Raw genomic sequence first — 17,414 nt, 5'->3', positions numbered from 1 at the left:
ATGGACGTCCAGCTTTCGGAAGCGGGCAATCGCCCAGATGCCGGAACGGGCGCGTAGCTCAGCGGTAGAGCACACCCTTCACACGGGTGGGGTCACAGGTTCAATCCCTGTCGCGCCCACCATGGCGGTGGCGCTGTTCGGCGTTGCCTTATGCCATTCATCGCCTATTCAATGCTTCTGCATTAGGTATCCGGCCATGATCCGCACTTTGACCATCTCGCTTGCTTCTGCCCTGTTGCTTGGTACCGCCATGCCCGCGCTAGCGCGCGGCGACCGCGACCAGGAGCATCTGCGCGAAGCTGCCGCTCAAGGACAGGTAATCCCGCTGAAGCGCCTGATCTCCGAGGTCAGTTCGCGTTCGCCCTATAGCGACATGACCTATCTCGGCGGGCCGCAATTTGACTCGCGGCAGATGATCTATGCGCTCAAGTTTATGGATGGCAGCCAGGTCGTGGTTGTCTATGTCGATGCCCGCACCGGTCGGATCGTGGGACGCAAGCCCTGACATTCAGCCTGCAACGACATTTTGCGATGATCGTTGTGAATTGTTAGACAGTCGTAAATCGCGACCGGGTGAACCGGCGCGCAATGGAAAGGCGCCTGAATGCGTATTCTGATCGTCGAGGACGAACCCACGCTGGGACCCCAGCTCAAAGCGACGCTGGAGGGCGCCGGCTACGCCGTCGATCTTGCCACCGATGGGGAGGATGGACATTTTCTCGGGTCCACCGAAACCTATGACGCCGTGATTCTTGACCTTGGTCTGCCCGAGGTTGACGGGCTGACCGTTCTCGACCGCTGGCGGAAAGAGAAACGGAATTTTCCCGTTCTAGTCCTGACAGCGCGCGACAGCTGGTCTGACAAGGTTGCCGGCCTCGATGCCGGCGCCGATGACTATCTGGCCAAGCCTTTCCAGACCGAGGAGCTGATTGCCCGTCTGCGCGCACTGATCCGCCGTGCGTCGGGCAATGCGTCGAGCGAACTGATCGCAGGAAAGGTGCGTCTTGATACCCGGTCGGGCCGCGTGACGCTTGATGGGGAGCCCGTCAAATTGACGGCGCAGGAGTATAAGCTTCTGTCCTACCTGCTTCATCACAAGGGCAAGGTCGTGTCGCGGACCGAGTTGATCGAGCATATCTACGATCAGGATTTTGATCGTGACTCGAATACGATCGAAGTCTTTGTGACGCGTATCCGCAAGAAATTGGGTGCGGACATCATCACGACGATCCGCGGGCTCGGCTATCAGCTCGACGACCCACAGGGTTGAGCTCTGACCGAATGACAGATGACAGCGTGGAGATGGACAAAGCGGCGGATGACGCCGCCTCGCGCCCCGCGTTGTCGAGCCGCCTGACCGGGTCGCTGGCACGGCGAATGATCGCCATTGCGGCGATCTGGATTTCTGTGCTGCTGATCGGCGGCGGCTTTGCGCTCGACAGAGTGCTGACCAGCGCGATCACGCGAAATTTCGATACCAGCCTCGAATATGTGCTGATCGCGATGATCCGGTCTTCGGAAATCGGTCCGGAGGGAGAGGTTCGCCAGATAGAACCGCTGGGTGATCAGCGCTTTCTGGAGCCATATAGCGGCCTTTATTGGCAGATCAGCGGCGGCAATCAGGAACCTTACAGATCACGTTCGCTGTGGGAGCGCACGCTGAAAGCGCCGACGCCACACGTCGATGACGAAATTCACACCTATGACAGCAATCAGTTTCCCGACGAGCAGCTTCGGGTTCTCGAACGCAATGTCATCCTTCCCGGCAGCAATGTCAGCTGGCGGTTCCAGATTGCCCAATCGCGCGAGGCGCTCGACGTCCAGATCGGGGCGGTACGGAGCACGTTGATTCCCAGCCTGGCGTTGCTGGGAATCGGACTGATCATTCTTGCTGCGCTCCAGACATTTTACGGACTGTGGCCGTTGCGGCATATTCGGCGGGCGATTGCGGCGATGCGCGGCGGTCATAATCGCCGCGTTACTGCGCCTCTGCCACTCGAAGTGCAGCCGATGGTCGAGGAGTTGAACGCGCTTCTCGCCCATAACGAAAAACAGGCGGAGGAGGCGCGGCTCCACGCCGGCAATCTTGCCCATGCGTTGAAAACGCCGCTCACCGTATTGCTCAACAGCGCGTCGGGGTCGGGCACCGAGTTGGCCGAAACCATCCGGCGGGAAGCGGCGACGATGCAGCGGCAGGTGGAACACCATCTGGCCCGTGCTCGCGCGGTCGGGCGCCGCGGGGCTGCCCAGGCCCGTTCGAACGTGTGGGACAGTGTTGATAGTGTGTCACGGGCGATCGCGCGCCTTTATCCGGACGTTCGGCTCGATGCGGATGGGGACAAGGCGTTGGTGACGCGTGTAGAGCGGCAGGACCTCGACGAACTGATCGGAAACCTTCTTGAAAATGCTGCCAAATATGGCGGCGGAAGCGTCTTCGTCACGGTGCTGCGCGACGGGAATGAGGCCGAGATACAAGTCGAGGACGATGGACCGGGAATTTCACCAGTCGATCGCGTCCGAATATTCGATCGCGGTGTCCGCCTGGACAGTGGAAAGCCCGGGACCGGCTTGGGCTTGGCGATTGTTCGCGATGTGGCCGAAATTTATGGCGGCAGCATTGCGCTGGAGGAAAGCGAAGATCTCGGCGGTCTGCTGGTTCGACTCCGGTTGCCGGCTGGCTGAGCGTCCGCGGACGGTCCCCGGGGGCTGGTCTGCCAATCAGCCTGCACCCACCGTCAAACCGCGCTGGACCCCGGGCCGTGCCAGGCCGGCCGCCAACCAGCGCTGGATATTGGTGAACCGTTCATATCCCACAATTTCGCCAGCATCGTAAAAGCCGATGAGATTGCGGATCCAGCCAAGCAACGAAATGTCGGCGATGCTGTATGTGTCGCCGACGATCCATGGCCGATCGACCAGCCTGTCGTTGAGTACGTTGAGCAGCCGTTCCGATTCCTTTGCGTATCGGTCGCGGGGGCGCTTGTCGGCATAATCGCGACCGGCGAACTTGTGAAAGAAGCCGAGCTGGCCAAATATCGGCCCGGCGCCGCCCATCTGCCACATCAGCCACTGTATCGCTTCATATCGCCCGGCGGGCGCAGACGGCAGAAACTGTCCTGTCTTGTCGGCCAGATAGATCAGAATCGCGCCCGATTCGAACAGTGCGAGGGGTTTGCCGTCAGGGCCATCGGGATCATAGATCGCCGGGATCTTGCCATTGGGGTTGAGAGCCAAAAACGCCGGGTCGTGGCTTTCGTTTGCCATGATGTCGATCCGGTGCGCTTCATAAGGTAAACCGCATTCTTCCAGCATGATGCTGGCTTTCACGCCGTTGGGGGTCGGCGCGGTGAAAAGTTGCAGTCTGTCGGGATGCCGGGAAGGCCAACGCGCGAATATCGGATGATCCGCGCTCACGCCTCCGTCTCGCGCTTGGCCTGCTGGTGGTGGCGGATCACTTCCTCGATGATGAAGCGCAGGAATTTCTCGCTGAACTCGGGATCGAGATCGGCGTCGCGGGCGAGGCTCCGCAATCTTTCGATCTGTCTTTCCTCGCGAGCCGGGTCGGCAGGAGGCAGTCCCCCCTGCGCCTTCAGTTCGCCAACGGCTTTGGTCACCTTGAACCGTTCGGCGAGCATATAAACGAGTGCCGCGTCGATATTGTCGATGCTTTGGCGATACCGGCTCAATTGGTCGTACATGCGGGCGCTGCTCCTCTCGTGCGGGGCACGCTTGGCACCGCCGGGGGGGCGCTGGCAAGCCGAAAGTCATTGCAAAATCGCCGCCGCGCGGCCAATGCAGCCCCCATCATGACTGCCGAAATCCATCAACTGCACGGCGACAATCCGCCCTCGCTCGACCCGATGATGGCGCTCGTCGCCGCCGATATGAACGAAGTCAATGCGGTGATCCTCGACCGGATGCAGTCGGAAGTGCCGTTGATCCCCGAACTCGCGGGGCATCTGATCGCAGGCGGCGGAAAACGGATGCGGCCGATGCTGACGCTGGCGTGCGGAAAGCTGCTCGACTATCCGGGGCGCCGCCATTGCAAGCTCGCCGCTGCGGTCGAATTCATTCATACCGCGACGCTGCTCCATGACGATGTCGTTGACGGGTCGGACCTGCGCCGCGGGCGCAAGACCGCGAACATCATCTGGGGCAACAGTGCGTCGGTTCTGGTCGGTGACTTCCTGTTCAGCCGGGCATTCGAAGTGATGGTCGAAGACGGCTCGCTGAAGGTCCTGAAAATCCTGTCGCGCGCTTCGGCGGTCATCGCGGAAGGAGAGGTCAACCAGTTGTCGGCGCAGCGCCGTATTGAAACGAGCGAGGACCAGTATCTCGCGATCATCAACGCCAAGACTGCCGAACTCTTCGCGGCGGCGAGCAAGATCGCTGCGGTCGTAGCCGAACGCGACGAAGCGACCGAGGCGGCGCTCGATGCCTATGGGCGCAATTTGGGCATCGCGTTCCAACTGGTCGACGATGCGATCGATTATGTGTCGGACGCGGAAACGATGGGCAAGGGAGTCGGTGACGATTTTCGTGACGGCAAGATCACATTGCCGGTGATTCTCGCCCATGCGCGCGGTACGGCGGAAGAGCGCGAATTCTGGAAACTTGCCATGGTCGGCCACCGGGCGTCGGACGCCGATCTGGCTTATGCGACCGAGCTGCTCCACAAGCATGGCGCGATAGAGGATACGCTGGCGCGCGCGCGTCACTATGGCCAGCGTGCGATTGATGCGATTGGCGGTTTCAGCGCGAGCCAGGCAAAGGCGGCGCTCACCGAGGCCGTCGCCTTCGCTGTCGCGCGCGCCTATTAGAACAGGGATGAACCCTCTGCGGTCGAGCCTGCCGATCGATGCGGTGCTGCCGGATGTCGCGGCGGCGCTGGCGCTGAAACCAAATTGTGTCGTTGTGGCGCCCCCGGGGGCAGGGAAGACGACGCGCATCGCTCCTGCGTTGCTCGATCAGCCGTGGTGCCGCGAGGCGATCTGGCTGCTGTCGCCGCGGCGGCTGTCGGCACGCGCCGCTGCCGAACGGATCGCCGAAGAGATGGGCGTGCCGATCGGCGACAAGGTGGGCTATGCGACCCGCCTCGACAGCAAGCAATCGGCGGCGACGCGGTTGCTTGTCATGACCCCCGGCCTGTTCCGCAATCGGATTCTCGCCGACCCCGAGCTCAAGGGTGTCTCGGCGGTGTTGTTCGACGAGGTGCATGAACGCAGCCTCGACGGGGATTTTGCGCTGGCATTGGCGATCGACGCCCAGCAGGGGCTGCGCGACGAACTGCGCCTGGTTGCCATGTCCGCGACGCTCGACGGGGCGCGTTTCGCGGCGCTGCTCGGCAATGCGCCGGTGGTAAGGAGTGAAGGAAAGACCTGGCCGCTCGATGTCCGCCACATCGGTCGCCGGGCGGAAGATCGGCTCGAGGCGAGCATTCTTGCCGCCGTCCGCCAGGCGATGGTCGACGAGGATGATGGCGATATGCTCGCCTTCCTTCCCGGAGCAGCAGAGATTGAGCGTGCGGCTGCGGCAGTGGAGGACGCACGCCTGCCGCTTGCCGTCCATCGGTTGCATGGGCAGGTTGATCCGGCGTTGCAGCGAAAAGCGCTTGTTCGCGATCCGGCTGGCGGGCGCAAGCTGATCCTTGCAACCAGTATCGCCGAAACCAGTCTGACGATCGACGGGGTCCGGATCGTGATCGACGCGGGCTTGTCGCGTCGTCCGCGTTTCGACAAGGCGGCCGGAATCGCGCGGCTTGTCACCGAACGCGCCAGCCAGGCATCGGCGACCCAGCGCGCCGGGCGTGCGGCGCGGCAAGGGGCCGGGGTCGCGTATCGGCTTTGGGAGGCGGCGGCGACCGCCGGGATGACGCCGTTCGATCCGCCCGAAATCCACGAGAATGACCTGATGCCGGTGGTGCTCGATTGCGCAAGCTGGGGGATCATCGATCCGCGTCAGCTCGGTTGGCTCGACCCGCCTTCGCCCGCGGCAGTGGCCGAGGCCAAGGGGCGCCTTCAGGCGATCGGTGCATTGGGCGACGATGGCCGTATCACCGCAGGCGGGCGGGCGCTGGCATCGGTGCCGCTGCCGGTGCCGCTGGCGCACATGCTGATTGCGGCGGGCGGCGCGGGTGAGGCCGAAACCGCGGCGAGGCTTGCGGTGTTGCTCACCGAGCCGGGGCTCGGCGGGCGCGGTGTCGATGTCGAGGCACGGTTACAACGCTGGGGCGGGATGAAGGGCGACCGTGCAGCAGGCGCGGGGCGGCTTGCGCGGCGCTTGGCGGCGCTTGGCGAGCGGTTGGGGGATCGAACGACGTCGATGGGCGGCGATGACCGCTCGATTGGCGGCTGGATCGCGACGGCCTGGCCTGATCGCATTGCGCGCCAGCGCGCCGGACAGCGCGGCGAATATCTGAGCGCGGGCGGGCGCGCCTATCGCCTCGACCCGCTCGATCCGCTGGCAGGCAGCGAGTGGATTGCCATCGCCGATGCCCAGGGCCATGCTGCGGGGGTACGCATTCTTGCCGCCGCCGCGATCGATGCGGCCGAGGTCGAAGCGATCTTCGCCGACCAGATCGTCCAGCACAGCGCCAGCGTGTATGACGTGGCCAATGACCGCGTCGACCACCGCCGCGAACGGCGGCTCGGCGCGATTGCCTTGACCAGCGGTCAGGCGCCGCGCGGCACTAGTGCGGATGAGGATGTCGCGGTGCGGTTGGCGGCGGTACGCGAAAAGGGGCTGGGACTGATCGGTTGGGGCGATCAGGCGCAGGCGCTCCGCCAGCGCGCCTCTTTTGCCGGGCTCGACATGCTGTCGACGGCGGCGCTGGCCGACAGTCTGGAACTGTGGCTTGCGCCGCTATTGGCGGGATGCCGGGGGTTGCGCGACATTGGCGACCGGCGTTTGACCGACGCGCTGGCGGCGCTGCTCGACTGGCCCGCACGGCAACTGCTCGAAAAGCTGGCGCCCGCCGATTATACGACCCCGGCGGGAAGCCGCCATGCCATCGATTATAGCGCGGCGGGCGGTCCGACGGTCAGCGTGCGGGTGCAGGAGATGTTCGGTCTGGCGCGACATCCAACCGTCGGTGACCCGGCGGTGCCGCTGGTGCTGGCGCTGACTTCACCGGCGCACCGGCCAATTCAGACGACCCGCGACATCACGTCCTTCTGGAGCGGGAGCTGGCACGAGGTGGCGCGCGAGATGCGCGGGCGCTATCCCAAGCACAGCTGGCCGGACGATCCGGCAACGGCGCGTCCGACGCTGCTCACCAAGGCGGCACAGGCGCGGCGCGACGCACAATAAGCCCTCTTTCCGACAGCGGCGCAAAGGGCTAAGGCGGCGGCATAGTCAGCAATTGAGGACAAGTTATGAAAGCGCGGATTTTCCAGAAACCAAAGAATGCGATGCAGTCCGGCCGCGCCGGTACGCAGCGCTGGATTCTGGAATTCGCGCCAACCGAGGCGCGTCAGGCCGACCCGCTGATGGGCTGGGCGGGAAGTGGCGATACGCAGCGTCAGCTACGCTTGGGCTTTGCCAGCCGGGATGAGGCGATTGCCTATGCAGCGCGGAACGGTATCGAAGCCGAAGTGATCGCGACGCCCGAACGCAAGCTGAAGATCCAGGCCTACGCCGACAATTTCCGCTGATTGCGATCCCGGCTTTCGCCGGGATGGCGGGGTATGTCAGTCTTCTGCAGTGGGTTGCAGAAGCTTGTGCAGGTGGACGACCACATATTTCATTTCGGCGTCGTCGACGGTGCGCTGCGCAGCGGCGCGCCAAGCCTTTTCGGCGGCCTTGTAATCGGGATACAGGCCTACGACGTCGAGATTAGCCAGATCGACAAAATCCAGACCTTGCGGATCGCTGACGCGACCGCCGAAAACCAGATGCAGCTTGCTCATTTTCGCTTTCCTTGGCGTAAAACGCGGTAGGGAGGGGGAGAGGAGGCGCCCCCTACCAGTGCCGCGCCGTTACGGCAAGCGGGTCAGTCCTTCCGGTCCCCCTTGGGCCCGTCGCCCTTGGGAATGAGCGAGCCGATCAGGGCGCCGACCGCCAGCGCACCGGCGAGCAGTGCCATCGGTTGTTCCTCTGCCACTTCCTTGAGCTTTCCACCGGCGCGCTTGGCCTGAACCTTGCCTTTTTCCAGCGCCTGTTCCGCTGCGTCGCGGGCAACTTCTGCCTGTTCGCGGCCCTTGGCTGCAAGATCGCTCGTCGCGGCGCGGGCGCGGCCGTAACCATCCTGTATCCGTACCTTTGCCGCTTCTGCGGTTGCACGAGCATTTTCGGCGGTTTTCTCCGCAAGTTCACTCGCTTTTGCACGGGTGTCACGGGCGGTTTCAGCGAAGGGTTTCATTCTCGTCTTCCTCTGTCTGGTCCTGTTGGTTCGCTGCATCGCTGTCGTCTCCTGCGTCGGAGCCGTGAAGGCGGGCAGCGATATCGTCAGCGATCGATTTGATCCGGCGCCCCAGTCTGGGCGCATGTTCCTTGATCGGTTCCCGGAATACCCAGGCTAGCCCGGCTGCGGCGGCAAGAGCGATCGGCCACCGATTGTCGCGAACCTGCTGGCGTACCGCATGGGCGGCGTCGTCGACTTTTGCGCCCAGTTGCGCTTTGCCGCGCCCGAACAGCGCGCCGGGGCGGAACTCCTCCTTTGCGAGGCCGAGCTTGCGCTGCAACTGCGCCCGCTGGATCATCGAGCGGCGTACGGCGTTGACCAACCGTGTGCGCGATCCGGACATCAGTCGCTTTCCCCTTCGTGCATCAGGTCGCGCCGAAAGGCCGTCCGTATATCGTCGGCGCCGCGCTTTGCCCGCCAAGCCGCAAATCCGGCGAGCGCGATCAGCGACGCCACGACGATGAGCGTCGCCAGCAAGGGGCCGACATGCGGAGCCAGTGCCAGTATGGCGCCAAAGGCGACCGCCAGCATCGCAACCAGCAAGGCGCATGCCGCGACAAAGCCCCACGCCGATGCCCATTTTGCGCCGTGCCCAGCCAGCGCGCCTCGCGCTTCGAGCAGGGCGAGTTCGGCCTTTGCCGTTTCCGACAAATTTTCGACGAGGTCGCGGACCAGCGCTTCCAACGGCACCGATGGCGACGGGGCCGGGGGACGCCCGTCGGGGGCGAACCCATGGCTTACGCCATCGAAGCTGCGCTGGTTCGGTGAATCGGACGCTTGGGGATCGTTGGACGACAAGGCAGGATCAGTCGTTGCTCGATCCGCCCTTCAACATGCGGGCAAGAACGAAGCCCAGCACGGCGGCTGCCCCGGCGGCCACCGCAGGGTTCTTTTTCACCATGTCGCGGGTAGAGGCAGCAAGCTCGTCGAGATCTTTTTTGTCCAGGGTCGAGGCAAGGCCGGCGACGGTGGATGCCGCGGAACGGGCATAATCGCCATATTGTTTGCCGAATTTACTATCGACCGTTTCGGCGCTGTCTTCGAGCATCTTGGCGAAGGTGCCGACCGTTTCGGCGGCCTTGTCCTTGCCTTTGGCTGCGGCTTCGCGTGCCTTGGCCGAAGCCTGATTGGCAAAACTCGTCGCTTCTTCCTTCAGCGAGGCGGCTTTCTTGCTGGCTTCGGCCTTGATGGTGTCGCGCGTAACAGCCAGCTGATCGCGGATGGGATGCTCCTTGGCGCTGCTCTTGGCGGCGGTGCTTTTCGCAGCGGCTGGCTTGCGCGCCGGTGCCGCTTTTGTTGCGGCGGCTTTCGCCGGGGCCTTGGGGCGGGGAGCAGCTTTTTTCGTCGCGGGTGTCGCGGCCTTTGCCATCGGATCGTCCTCTTCTTCTTATCGGGGCGCCGCGCCAGCCGCGTCGCCCTTTTGGTCCTGTATGAAGATATATAGCAACGCGCGCGATTTGGTTCCATAGCGGCGAGAAATTCCTCTCCGTATTGCCATGCGGACGCGGCGCCGATAACAGGCACGCGCCAAGGGGCCGGGTGCCGCCAATCACGAAGTCGATCCGGCTTCGGCTCCATCAACGATCCCCCGTGCGGGGCGCCAGCAGGACGATATTCATGACCGCCATCATCGACATTCATGGCCGCGAAATTCTCGATAGCCGGGGCAATCCCACCGTCGAGGTCGATGTGTTGCTGGAAGACGGCAGCTTCGGCCGTGCCGCGGTGCCTTCGGGTGCGTCGACCGGCGCGCATGAGGCGGTCGAACTGCGCGACGGCGACAAGGCGCGCTATCTGGGCAAGGGCGTTACCAAGGCGATCGACGCCGTGAATGGCGAAATTGCCGAGGCGTTGATCGGCATGGACGCCGAGGATCAGCGCGATCTGGACATGGCGATGATCGATCTGGACGGCACCGCGAACAAGGGGCGGCTTGGCGCCAATGCGATCCTCGGCGTCAGCCTGGCCGCCGCCAAGGCCGCGGCCGATGCGCGCGGCCTGCCGCTCTATCGCTATGTCGGCGGGGTGTCGGCGCGCACACTGCCGGTGCCGATGATGAACATCATCAACGGCGGCGAACATGCCGATAATCCGATCGACGTTCAGGAATTCATGATCATGCCGGTCGGCGCCGGCAGCATCGCCGAAGCAGTGCGCTGGGGCAGCGAAATTTTTCACACGCTCAAAAAAGGTCTGTCGCAAAAAGGCCTCGCGACGGCGGTGGGCGACGAGGGCGGTTTTGCTCCCAATCTTGCCTCGACGCGCGATGCGCTCGACTTCATCGCGGCGTCGGTGGATCAGGCTGGATTCAAGCTCGGCACCGATGTCGTGCTTGCACTCGATTGCGCCGCGACCGAATTCTTCCGGGACGGAAAATATGAGATCAGCGGAGAAAAACTGTCGCTGAGCCCGGAGCAGATGGCCGAATATCTCGCGGCGCTCGTGAAGGATTATCCGATCCTGTCGATCGAGGACGGCATGAGCGAGGATGACTTCACGGGCTGGAAGGCGCTGACCGACCTGATCGGCGACCGGTGCCAGTTGGTCGGCGACGATCTGTTCGTGACCAACCCGGCCCGACTGGAACAAGGGATCAAGGACGGCCTTGCCAACTCGTTGCTCGTCAAGGTCAACCAGATCGGCACCTTGTCCGAAACGCTCGACGCGGTCGATATGGCGCACCGCGCGCGCTATACGGCGGTCATGTCGCACCGTTCGGGCGAGACCGAAGATTCGACGATCGCGGACCTCGCCGTCGCGACCAACTGCGGCCAGATCAAGACCGGCAGCCTTGCGCGCTCGGATCGGCTTGCAAAGTATAACCAGTTGATCCGCATCGAAGAAGAACTGGGCGACATGGCGCGCTATCCGGGGATGGCCATTTTCGGCTGAAGCCCGTTTTCAATCGAGGATTTCGATGTCCCGGGTGCGGTATAAGGCCGCGCCCGGGACAAATTGATATGGTGCCTTGACGCCATATATCGTCTGTGATTCAAGAAGCCCAATGAGCCAGCGCCACAAATTTCGCCGATCCATGAATCGGGCAGCCGGTCCGGCCCTGGCACTGATCGCCGTGCTGGCGATGATCGGCTATATCATCTTCGGGCCGACGGGGCTTTACGCCTGGGGCGACTACAGCCAGTCGGTCGAGAAGAAGCGCGTCGTGCTGACCGAGCTTTCGAAGAAGCAGAACGAGCTTCAGAACCGGGTCAACCTGCTTGATCGCCAGCGTGTCGATCCCGACCTTGCCGAAGAATATGTGCGCGAAAAGCTGGGCGCCTATCATCCGGACGAGGTGATTATTCCGATGGAGCCCGACGCGGCCGAATAGGCTTTGCGGCGTCATTTCCGGATTTTGCGTTCGCTTTCTTCGGCTTGGAGAGCGTCCCGTGCCATGGATGGGATGGGGCTGGGCGGTCTTTGCTGCATACGTAATGCTGCGCCCTGGCGCCGCCCAAGCGGGCGTTGCCAAACATGGCCGGGCGCTCCTATAGGGAGCCTTGCCGTAACGGCTAAATGCAAAGGAAACCGCCTTGGCCAAAGCACCTGCGGGCAAGACTGCCGCGCCAAAAAAATCTGCTTCCACCCCAGCTCCCACGACCAATCGCGAACAGCCGCGCGATCCGGTGCCCTATGACGCATCGCCGGAAGAGCTCGAGAAATTCTATCGCGAGATGCTGCTCATCCGCCGCTTCGAGGAAAAGGCCGGGCAGCTTTACGGCCTCGGCCTGATCGGCGGCTTTTGCCACCTCTATATCGGCCAAGAGGCCGTGGCGGTGGGACTCCAGTCGGCGCTTGACGGCGACAAGGACAGCGTGATCACCGGTTATCGCGACCATGGCCACATGCTCGCCTATGGCATTGATCCCAAGGTCATCATGGCCGAACTCACCGGCCGCGCCGCGGGCATTTCGCGCGGCAAGGGCGGGTCGATGCACATGTTCAGCGTCGAGCATAAATTCTATGGCGGCCACGGCATCGTCGGCGCCCAGGTGTCGCTGGGTACCGGGCTTGCCTTCGCGCACAAATATCGCGGCGACGGCGGTGTCGCCATGGCCTATTTCGGCGACGGCGCTGCGAACCAGGGTCAGGTCTATGAAAGCTTCAACATGGCCGAGCTGTGGAAGCTGCCGATCATCTTCGTGATCGAGAATAACCAATATGCCATGGGGACGTCGGTCAATCGTTCGTCGGCCGAGGATCAGCTTTATCGCCGCGGCGAAAGCTTCCGTATTCCGGGCATGCAGGTTGACGGCATGGATGTGCTCGCGGTGCGCGGCGCGGCCGAAGCGGCGCTCGAATGGGTACGCGCGGGCAAGGGGCCGGTGCTGATGGAGCTCAAAACCTATCGCTATCGCGGCCATTCGATGTCCGACCCTGCGAAATATCGCAGCCGCGAGGAAGTGCAGGCAGTGCGCGACAAGAGCGATGCGATCGAGGGCCTGAAAAAGATCATGGAAGGCGCCGGGATCAGCGAAGACCGGATCAAGGAGATCGACAAGGAAATCCGCGCCATCGTCGCTGAATCGGCCGATTTCGCCGAAAGCGCGCCCGAACCGGATCTGGCCGAACTTTATACCGACGTGCTGGTGGAGCAATATTGAGATGGCGATCGAATTGAAGATGCCGGCGCTGTCGCCGACCATGGAAGAAGGTACGCTCGCCAAGTGGCTCGTCAAGGAAGGCGATACGGTAAAGTCGGGCGACATCCTGGCCGAGATCGAGACCGACAAGGCGACGATGGAATTCGAAGCCGTCGATGAGGGCACGATTGTACAGATATTGGTCGCCGAAGGCACCGATAATGTGAAGGTCGGAGCCGTGATCGCGACGATCGCGGGCGAGGGTGAAGATGCGGCTGCTCCCGCGCCGGCTCCGGTCGCGGAAGCCCCCAAGGCGGTCGAAGCTGCCCCGGCGCCGGCGGCTGCTCCGGCTCTGGCCCCGAGTGCACCGACGCAGCGAGCGTCCGACCCGGCCGTTCCGGCAGGGACCGCGATGGTCAAGCTGACCGTCCGCGAAGCACTGCGCGATGCGATGGCCGAGGAAATGCGCGCCGACGATCGCGTGTTCGTGATGGGTGAAGAGGTCGCCGAGTATCAGGGCGCCTACAAGGTCACGCAGGGACTGCTTCAGGAATTCGGCGCGCGCCGCGTCGTCGACACGCCCATCACTGAATATGGCTTTGCGGGCCTCGGTTCGGGCGCGGCCATGGGCGGCTTGCGGCCCGTTATCGAGTTCATGACCTTCAACTTCGCGATGCAGGCGATCGACCACATCATCAACTCGGCGGCGAAGACCAACTATATGTCGGGCGGCCAGATGCGCTGTCCGATCGTATTCCGCGGTCCCAACGGTGCGGCGAGCCGCGTTGGGGCGCAGCACAGCCAGAACTACGCGCCCTGGTATGCAAATGTCCCCGGGCTGATCGTGATCTCACCCTATGACGCCGCCGATGCCAAGGGTCTGCTCAAAGCCGCGATCCGCAGCGAGGATCCGGTCGTATTCCTGGAAAATGAGCTGCTCTATGGTCGCAGCTTCGAAGTTCCCGACCTCGACAATCATGTCCTGCCGATCGGCAAGGCGCGTATCATGCGCGAGGGCCGCGACGTCACCATCGTCAGCTATTCGATCGGCGTCGGGCTTGCGCTCGAGGCCGCCGACGCGCTGGCAGCCGACGGCATCGACGCGGAGGTCGTGGACCTTCGCACGCTGCGCCCGCTCGACACCGAAACGGTGCTTTCGAGCCTGAAAAAGACCAACCGTCTGGTCGTCGTCGAGGAAGGCTGGCCGGTCTGCTCGATCGCCAGCGAAATCGCGATGGTCGCGATGGAACAGGGCTTTGACGACCTCGACGCGCCGGTGATGCGCGTGTGCAACGAGGATGTGCCGTTGCCCTATGCTGCCAATCTGGAAAAGGCGGCGCTGGTCGACACCCCGCGCGTGATCGCGGCGGTGAAGGCGGTGTGCAACCGGGGTTGAACTCGGTCGTCCCTTGCGAGGGTTGAAGCAACGACGCGATCCGGAGCGGCTCGAGGCCGCCTGGACCGCGTCGTTTCGCTCGCCATGATACGAAGGCAGTGCTAGCGGGCCCGCATGAGCGTCGACCCTGAACCCGGCCTGGGGCTGTGTCCCGACATTCGCGATCCACGCGTGATGGTGGCGGTGCCGCGCGCGCGTCGCACCGCGACAGCGACGCTGTGGATGCTTGCGGAACGGTTGACCAAGCTGCTGATCGACGCACGCGAACCCTTGATCGGCCAGATCAAGCTCGCCTGGTGGCGTGACATGATGGTCATGCTGTCCGAAAAACCGAGCGCGCTGCCGAAAGGGGAGCCCCTTCTTGCCGAATTGCAGCGGCGATGGACGGGGTGTGCCGGGCTCGACACGCTCGTCGACGCGGCAGAGGCGCTGCTGCTTGCCGAGGATGCAGCCGAACGGCGTGCGGCCGCGATGGCGTTCGGACAGAATCTTTTTACCCTGTCCGCTGGAACCGAAGCGGTCGGGGATGGGGCTGGACATCGTTGGGGCCTGCTGTGGGGTGCGTGCGTGCAGGACGCTGCGGAGGATGGGTTGGCGCTGATCGGCGCCGCCGCTGCCGCAGGTGCGCCGCCACGCTCAGCTTTTGGCGGTCATCGTGCGCTTTTGATGCTCGACCGTTGGGCCGCGAGCATCGCGGCGCACGGCGGAGCGCGCCGCTGGCGCGCCGAGGGACTGTTGCTGTTGCGGCTGGGCCTGATCGGCCGCTGAGCGATCACGCGGTGGGGGGTGGAAATGAACCCTCCAAAGACCTATCTTGGCCCGAACAAAATGGTCGCAGGGGATTATGCGATGTTCAATGGCCTGATCGCCTACCTGGATTCGATCAAGGCGCGGGATCCGGCGCCGCGGACGCGGTGGGAGATACTGCTCTATCCCGGGCTTCATGCGGTGGGGATGCATCGCATCGCACACTGGCTGTTCGAGGCGGAACTGTTCTTCCTGGCCCGGCTGGTCAACCATCTGTCGCGCTGGCTGACTGCAATCGATATTCATCCGGGTGCCAAGATCGGCCGTCACCTGTTTATCGACCACGGCTTTACGGTGATCGGCGAGACCGCCGAGATCGGCGATAATGTGACCATTTATCAATGCGTGACATTGGGCGGCACCGACCCTGCCAACGGGGTGGGAGGCAAGCGTCACCCGACGCTGTCCGACGGTGTCATCGTCGGATCGGGTGCGCAGATACTGGGGCCGATCACGGTCCACGAGCGGGCGCGGGTCGGCGCCAATGCGGTGGTGACAAAGGATGTACCCGAAGGCGCGGTGATGGTCGGCATTCCGGCGCGCTCGACCCTGCTCGATGCCAGCGAATATTCGCGTGACTTCGTCCCCTATGGGACGCCGTGCAGCGAGACGTTCGACCCGGCGACGCAAAAGGTCGAAATATTGCAGTGCCAGCTTGAGCAAATGCAAAAGCAGTTGGCGGCGCTGATCGCCGAGCGCGAGGCTGACGATCCGGCGGACGTCCAGCCAGCGCGTAAAGGAGGGCGGAAAAGCGCCTGATGGGGACGGTCACGCCTTGGCCGCTATCGGATCGGTCCATCTCGCAGCAGACCGGTTTTGACCGGCAGGAACTGCTTCGCATTCTCGATCTATATGGGCGGATGGTGGCTGCGGGGAAGTGGCGCGACTATGCGATGGACTTTCAGCGCGACGTAGCGATTTTTTCAGCGTTTCGCCGGACGTCCGAGCGTCCCGAATATCGCATCGAAAAACGCCCCGCCTTGCGGCAACGCCAGGGTATGTGGGCGCTGGTTTCCGAAGGCGGGGCGGTGTTGAAGCGCGGGGACGAGTTGTCGAACATACTCGCCCCCGTCGAACGCAAGCTTATGAAGCTGGTTGGGGGCTGACCGGCCGCACCGTCGCGGGAAGCTGATCGGCCAGCGCCGGAGGCAGCAATCCGACCACCATGCCGCGCGCATTCTGCCAGAATGCGGACAGCAGCAGCAGCGCCGATCCGATGACAAAGGCGGTAAGTGCGACATTGAGCTCGACCGCGCCAAAGGTGCGGAACAATTCGGTGAGCGCGAACAGCACATAGGCGAGGGCCGAAACCAGAAGCGCGCGGCGATCGATCGCCAGAGCGATCAGTCCGAACAGCACATAAATGGCAACTACCATCATCGCGGCGACGCTGCCGATATTGGCCCCGTCGGTAACGCCGAGGAGGTGAAAGATCGGATGCGCGATCATCGGTGCTGCCAGCAGATGCAGCCAGAATGCTACGTCGCTGCGGCGCGTCTGGCGCATGCGGTCGCTGCGGTCCCACCACATGGCGAGGGCGAAGACGCCAACGCCTGCGACGAGCACCAGCAGCATCACGAGCGTCGGATCATTGCTGGGAACGCCGACGATCGCCAGAACCAGCGCAATGGCTGTGGCGGCCAGGGCAGCGGTGCCAGCGGCGACCGTCACCGGAACCATGAACCGTTTCCAATGCAGCCAGGTCGCGACGGCCGTCGCCAGAGCGATGCCGCCGATGATCAGCGTGCCGACCACCTGACCTGTATCGTGCCCGAATATCTGCTCCCCGTGTCGGACGACAACGCCGACCATTGCGGCCGCCACACCGCCCGAAAAGGCGAATACGAGCAGAATGCTAGGCAAGGCCATGCGGCGCTTGCGCGTGAAATATTCGGCGAGAAGCCAGGCTGACGCTGCGACAAAGGCACCCGCGAGCGCGGTGTGGATCGAATTGCCGATCCACCCTACGGCAACGAGCAGAATGACGGCAGCGATGCTGACGAAGATGTCATTGAATCCGGTGATCAGGCGAAAGGATTCCTCGTCCGCACCGGGCGTTTCGCGAACCGATGCGACATGCAACCGAAAGGCGGCGGCCGCCTCTGGCGTCAAAACTCTCGCATCGACCGCAGCTTGCAGGTCGCTTTCACTATACATGTGGGGTCGTCCTTTTCACTTTTACAGTGTCGTCTCTTGTCCGAGCCCCTTGCCCACCGAATGGATCGCA

The 17,414-nt window shown here is 63.4% G+C and carries 21 protein-coding genes and 1 tRNA gene; 14 read left to right on the top strand and 8 right to left on the bottom strand.

The window, feature by feature from the left end; genetic code table 11:
* Positions 1-47 precede the first annotated feature (47 nt).
* The 4 genes from U0S50_RS06465 to U0S50_RS06450 all read left to right on the top strand — a co-directional run bounded on the left by U0S50_RS06465 (position 48) and on the right by U0S50_RS06450 (position 2,682).
* A tRNA-Val gene (locus U0S50_RS06465) sits at positions 48-122 on the top strand.
* Between the two features lie 74 nt (positions 123-196).
* Positions 197-505, top strand: coding sequence for a hypothetical protein (locus U0S50_RS06460; protein ID WP_322307950.1), 309 nt, complete (start codon positions 197-199; stop codon positions 503-505).
* Positions 506-604: 99 nt separating this feature from the next.
* Positions 605-1,270 carry a response regulator transcription factor gene (locus tag U0S50_RS06455; RefSeq protein ID WP_322307949.1) on the top strand — a complete coding sequence of 222 codons (666 nt, stop codon included), beginning with the start codon at positions 605-607 and terminating at the stop codon, positions 1,268-1,270.
* A 107-nt stretch (positions 1,271-1,377) separates the two neighbouring features.
* Positions 1,378-2,682 (top strand): sensor histidine kinase, encoded by a 1,305-nt coding sequence (locus U0S50_RS06450; RefSeq protein WP_416194970.1) that lies wholly within the window; start codon positions 1,378-1,380, stop codon positions 2,680-2,682.
* 36 nt (positions 2,683-2,718) lie between these two features.
* On the opposite strand, the gene U0S50_RS06445 is transcribed toward U0S50_RS06450, so the two are convergent.
* Together U0S50_RS06445 and U0S50_RS06440 are read right to left on the bottom strand one after the other, a co-directional pair.
* On the bottom strand, positions 2,719-3,414 hold the full coding sequence (locus U0S50_RS06445) for a glutathione S-transferase N-terminal domain-containing protein (protein ID WP_322307948.1): 696 nt from the start codon (positions 3,412-3,414) through the stop codon (positions 2,719-2,721).
* On the bottom strand, positions 3,411-3,698 hold the full coding sequence (locus tag U0S50_RS06440) for a chorismate mutase (RefSeq protein WP_322307947.1): 288 nt from the start codon (positions 3,696-3,698) through the stop codon (positions 3,411-3,413). Before U0S50_RS06440 ends, U0S50_RS06445 begins: the two co-directional genes overlap by 4 nt.
* 108 nt (positions 3,699-3,806) lie before the next feature.
* Here U0S50_RS06440 and U0S50_RS06435 point away from each other — a divergent pair, with 108 nt between their 5' ends.
* The 3 genes from U0S50_RS06435 (at position 3,807) to U0S50_RS06425 (ending at position 7,652) form a co-directional block, all read left to right on the top strand.
* Complete coding sequence (locus tag U0S50_RS06435; RefSeq protein WP_322307946.1) at positions 3,807-4,820, top strand: polyprenyl synthetase family protein; 1,014 nt, start codon at positions 3,807-3,809, stop codon at positions 4,818-4,820.
* 7 nt (positions 4,821-4,827) lie between these two features.
* Positions 4,828-7,308, top strand: a complete 2,481-nt coding sequence (gene hrpB, locus U0S50_RS06430; protein WP_322307945.1) for an ATP-dependent helicase HrpB — start codon at positions 4,828-4,830, stop codon at positions 7,306-7,308.
* Between the two features lie 65 nt (positions 7,309-7,373).
* Entirely contained in the window at positions 7,374-7,652 is a 279-nt protein-coding gene (locus U0S50_RS06425) for an ETC complex I subunit (RefSeq protein WP_322307944.1), read from the top strand.
* Between the two features lie 36 nt (positions 7,653-7,688).
* On the opposite strand, the gene U0S50_RS06420 is transcribed toward U0S50_RS06425, so the two are convergent.
* The 5 genes from U0S50_RS06420 to U0S50_RS06400 all read right to left on the bottom strand — a co-directional run bounded on the left by U0S50_RS06420 (position 7,689) and on the right by U0S50_RS06400 (position 9,770).
* Positions 7,689-7,907 (bottom strand): DUF4170 domain-containing protein, encoded by a 219-nt coding sequence (locus U0S50_RS06420; protein WP_322307943.1) that lies wholly within the window; start codon positions 7,905-7,907, stop codon positions 7,689-7,691.
* An 83-nt stretch (positions 7,908-7,990) separates the two neighbouring features.
* Entirely contained in the window at positions 7,991-8,359 is a 369-nt protein-coding gene (locus U0S50_RS06415) for a hypothetical protein (protein ID WP_322307942.1), read from the bottom strand.
* Positions 8,343-8,744, bottom strand: a complete 402-nt coding sequence (locus U0S50_RS06410; RefSeq protein ID WP_322307941.1) for a hypothetical protein — start codon at positions 8,742-8,744, stop codon at positions 8,343-8,345. Before U0S50_RS06410 ends, U0S50_RS06415 begins: the two co-directional genes overlap by 17 nt.
* Positions 8,744-9,199, bottom strand: coding sequence for a phage holin family protein (locus U0S50_RS06405; protein WP_322307940.1), 456 nt, complete (start codon positions 9,197-9,199; stop codon positions 8,744-8,746). The genes U0S50_RS06410 and U0S50_RS06405 overlap by 1 nt, the downstream gene beginning before the upstream one ends.
* Before the next feature lie 7 nt (positions 9,200-9,206).
* The gene (locus U0S50_RS06400) at positions 9,207-9,770 is read right to left on the bottom strand and encodes a hypothetical protein (protein ID WP_322307939.1); all 564 of its coding nucleotides are present in this window, start codon (positions 9,768-9,770) and stop codon (positions 9,207-9,209) included.
* Between the two features lie 248 nt (positions 9,771-10,018).
* Between U0S50_RS06400 and eno the strand changes: the two genes are divergently transcribed.
* The 7 genes from eno to U0S50_RS06365 all read left to right on the top strand — a co-directional run bounded on the left by eno (position 10,019) and on the right by U0S50_RS06365 (position 16,293).
* Positions 10,019-11,293, top strand: a complete 1,275-nt coding sequence (gene eno / locus U0S50_RS06395) for a phosphopyruvate hydratase (protein ID WP_322307938.1) — start codon at positions 10,019-10,021, stop codon at positions 11,291-11,293.
* 112 nt (positions 11,294-11,405) lie between these two features.
* A complete protein-coding gene (locus U0S50_RS06390; RefSeq protein ID WP_322307937.1) occupies positions 11,406-11,732 on the top strand; it encodes an FtsB family cell division protein in 327 nt (108 codons plus the stop codon).
* A 202-nt stretch (positions 11,733-11,934) separates the two neighbouring features.
* Positions 11,935-13,005: a pyruvate dehydrogenase (acetyl-transferring) E1 component subunit alpha gene (gene pdhA / locus U0S50_RS06385; RefSeq protein ID WP_416194963.1), complete on the top strand. Its 1,071-nt coding sequence runs from the start codon at positions 11,935-11,937 to the stop codon at positions 13,003-13,005.
* A gap of 1 nt (position 13,006) precedes the next feature.
* Positions 13,007-14,380 carry a pyruvate dehydrogenase complex E1 component subunit beta gene (locus U0S50_RS06380; RefSeq protein WP_322307936.1) on the top strand — a complete coding sequence of 458 codons (1,374 nt, stop codon included), beginning with the start codon at positions 13,007-13,009 and terminating at the stop codon, positions 14,378-14,380.
* A 114-nt stretch (positions 14,381-14,494) separates the two neighbouring features.
* Positions 14,495-15,148 carry a hypothetical protein gene (locus U0S50_RS06375; protein ID WP_322307935.1) on the top strand — a complete coding sequence of 218 codons (654 nt, stop codon included), beginning with the start codon at positions 14,495-14,497 and terminating at the stop codon, positions 15,146-15,148.
* 81 nt (positions 15,149-15,229) lie between these two features.
* Positions 15,230-15,946, top strand: coding sequence for a serine O-acetyltransferase EpsC (gene epsC / locus U0S50_RS06370; RefSeq protein WP_322308265.1), 717 nt, complete (start codon positions 15,230-15,232; stop codon positions 15,944-15,946).
* Positions 15,946-16,293, top strand: coding sequence for a DUF2794 domain-containing protein (locus U0S50_RS06365; protein ID WP_322307934.1), 348 nt, complete (start codon positions 15,946-15,948; stop codon positions 16,291-16,293). Before epsC ends, U0S50_RS06365 begins: the two co-directional genes overlap by 1 nt.
* Here U0S50_RS06365 and U0S50_RS06360 read toward each other — a convergent pair.
* The gene (locus U0S50_RS06360; RefSeq protein WP_322307933.1) at positions 16,271-17,344 is read right to left on the bottom strand and encodes a hypothetical protein; all 1,074 of its coding nucleotides are present in this window, start codon (positions 17,342-17,344) and stop codon (positions 16,271-16,273) included. The two genes, U0S50_RS06365 and U0S50_RS06360, sit on opposite strands and share 23 nt — an antisense overlap.
* Positions 17,345-17,414: the final 70 nt, after the last annotated feature.

The sequence above is a fragment of the Sphingopyxis sp. genome (assembly GCF_034380315.1).
GTDB lineage: Bacteria > Pseudomonadota > Alphaproteobacteria > Sphingomonadales > Sphingomonadaceae > Sphingopyxis.
The sequence above is the reverse complement of the archived record's forward strand: the minus strand, read 5'-3'. Positions and strand labels throughout refer to the sequence as shown.

What these genes read in the sequence shown, in the direction of transcription:
- U0S50_RS06435 (WP_322307946.1), top strand. Translation starts at nt 3,807, where the DNA reads ATGACTGCCGAAATCCATCAACTGCACGGCGACAATCCGCCCTCGCTC.
- U0S50_RS06380 (WP_322307936.1), top strand. Translation starts at nt 13,007, where the DNA reads ATGGCGATCGAATTGAAGATGCCGGCGCTGTCGCCGACCATGGAAGAA.
- U0S50_RS06400 (WP_322307939.1), bottom strand. Translation starts at nt 9,770, where the DNA reads ATGGCAAAGGCCGCGACACCCGCGACGAAAAAAGCTGCTCCCCGCCCC.
- U0S50_RS06375 (WP_322307935.1), top strand. Translation starts at nt 14,495, where the DNA reads ATGAGCGTCGACCCTGAACCCGGCCTGGGGCTGTGTCCCGACATTCGC.
- U0S50_RS06440 (WP_322307947.1), bottom strand. Translation starts at nt 3,698, where the DNA reads ATGTACGACCAATTGAGCCGGTATCGCCAAAGCATCGACAATATCGAC.
- epsC (WP_322308265.1), top strand. Translation starts at nt 15,230, where the DNA reads ATGTTCAATGGCCTGATCGCCTACCTGGATTCGATCAAGGCGCGGGAT.
- U0S50_RS06455 (WP_322307949.1), top strand. Translation starts at nt 605, where the DNA reads ATGCGTATTCTGATCGTCGAGGACGAACCCACGCTGGGACCCCAGCTC.
- U0S50_RS06390 (WP_322307937.1), top strand. Translation starts at nt 11,406, where the DNA reads ATGAGCCAGCGCCACAAATTTCGCCGATCCATGAATCGGGCAGCCGGT.
- U0S50_RS06420 (WP_322307943.1), bottom strand. Translation starts at nt 7,907, where the DNA reads ATGAGCAAGCTGCATCTGGTTTTCGGCGGTCGCGTCAGCGATCCGCAA.
- U0S50_RS06410 (WP_322307941.1), bottom strand. Translation starts at nt 8,744, where the DNA reads ATGTCCGGATCGCGCACACGGTTGGTCAACGCCGTACGCCGCTCGATG.
- U0S50_RS06425 (WP_322307944.1), top strand. Translation starts at nt 7,374, where the DNA reads ATGAAAGCGCGGATTTTCCAGAAACCAAAGAATGCGATGCAGTCCGGC.
- U0S50_RS06365 (WP_322307934.1), top strand. Translation starts at nt 15,946, where the DNA reads ATGGGGACGGTCACGCCTTGGCCGCTATCGGATCGGTCCATCTCGCAG.
- hrpB (WP_322307945.1), top strand. Translation starts at nt 4,828, where the DNA reads ATGAACCCTCTGCGGTCGAGCCTGCCGATCGATGCGGTGCTGCCGGAT.
- U0S50_RS06415 (WP_322307942.1), bottom strand. Translation starts at nt 8,359, where the DNA reads ATGAAACCCTTCGCTGAAACCGCCCGTGACACCCGTGCAAAAGCGAGT.
- eno (WP_322307938.1), top strand. Translation starts at nt 10,019, where the DNA reads ATGACCGCCATCATCGACATTCATGGCCGCGAAATTCTCGATAGCCGG.
- U0S50_RS06450 (WP_416194970.1), top strand. Translation starts at nt 1,378, where the DNA reads ATGATCGCCATTGCGGCGATCTGGATTTCTGTGCTGCTGATCGGCGGC.
- U0S50_RS06460 (WP_322307950.1), top strand. Translation starts at nt 197, where the DNA reads ATGATCCGCACTTTGACCATCTCGCTTGCTTCTGCCCTGTTGCTTGGT.
- U0S50_RS06360 (WP_322307933.1), bottom strand. Translation starts at nt 17,344, where the DNA reads ATGTATAGTGAAAGCGACCTGCAAGCTGCGGTCGATGCGAGAGTTTTG.